Source organism: Methylocystis suflitae (assembly GCF_024448135.1).
GTDB lineage: Bacteria > Pseudomonadota > Alphaproteobacteria > Rhizobiales > Beijerinckiaceae > Methylocystis > Methylocystis suflitae.
The window spans coordinates 1-1,023 of record NZ_JAMRYX010000076.1; the positions used below are offsets into that span (position 1 = coordinate 1).

Below are 1,023 nucleotides of genomic sequence, written 5' to 3' on the forward strand. Positions count from 1 at the left end.
CCTGCGCGACGATCGAAGACTTGCGCGACGATCCGTTGTTCGACGCCGGCGCCCGACGGCTCGAAACCGCGCTGGCCGCACAGCGCGACATGATCTGCGTCCTCCTTCTCGAGGGGAGCGCGCAATGAAGAAAAGATCGGGGACCCCAACAAGGGACGACGCCGGCCGCGCCATGCGCCGGCTGCTGCAGGCGCTTGCCGAGCCGGGGGCGCGCGGCGCGCTCAGCCCGCTCGAAGCCTCGACGCTCGTCGTGCTCGCCGCGCGTAAAGGCGTCACCGTGGCGCGTGCGCGATTTGCGGCGGCCGCCGCCGACGCCGCGCTCGCCGAAGGGCTCGTGCGATGGGAGCAGGAAGGCGGCGAGCGGCGGCTGGCGCTCACCGACGCCGGCCGCGCGCATCTGCGCCGATTGTCCGCGCCCGACGTCGATCAGGCGGAGCCCTTTCGCGCCCAGCATGCATCCTATGCGCTGCGCCAGCTCGAAAAGGCCGCGCGTCCGACGCTCATCAATGACGCGGAAAGTCCGCTCGCCTGGCTTGCGCGGCGAAAGGATCGCGAGGGCCGAACCTTTCTCGACGCCGCGCAGCTCGACGCCGGCGAGCGCTTCCGCCGCGACATCGAGCAGGCGCAGCTCTTGCAGCGCGTGACCGCGAACTGGGAGGCTTCGATCAACGCCGCCCGCCGCGGCGCCGACGCGGGCGCCGTTTCCGAGGTCGCGATCGACGCGCGCCGGCGCCTCGCCCGCGCCTTCGACGCGGTGGGGCCGGAACTCGCGGGCCTCTTGACCGACGTCTGCGGCTATCTCAAGGGCCTTGAGCTTGTCGAAAGCGAACGCGGCTGGCCGCCCCGCTCGGCGAAAGTCGTGCTCAAAATCGCGCTCGATCGACTGGCGCGCCATTACGGGCTCGCGGTCGAAGCGCGCGGACGCGATCGCGCCGAGGCGCTGCTGCATTGGGGCGCCGAGGATTATCGGCCGAGAGTGTGAGGGACCAACGCCCCCTCCCTGTCCCTCCCCCGCTTCGCAAA

Annotated in this window: 1 protein-coding gene; it reads left to right on the forward strand. The window is 71.5% G+C overall.

Features of this window, described 5'->3' with window-relative positions:
- The first annotated feature begins 124 nt into the window (after positions 1-124).
- Positions 125-982 (forward strand): DUF6456 domain-containing protein, encoded by an 858-nt coding sequence (locus NEI07_RS06205; RefSeq protein ID WP_256033423.1) that lies wholly within the window; start codon positions 125-127, stop codon positions 980-982.
- Positions 983-1,023: the final 41 nt, after the last annotated feature.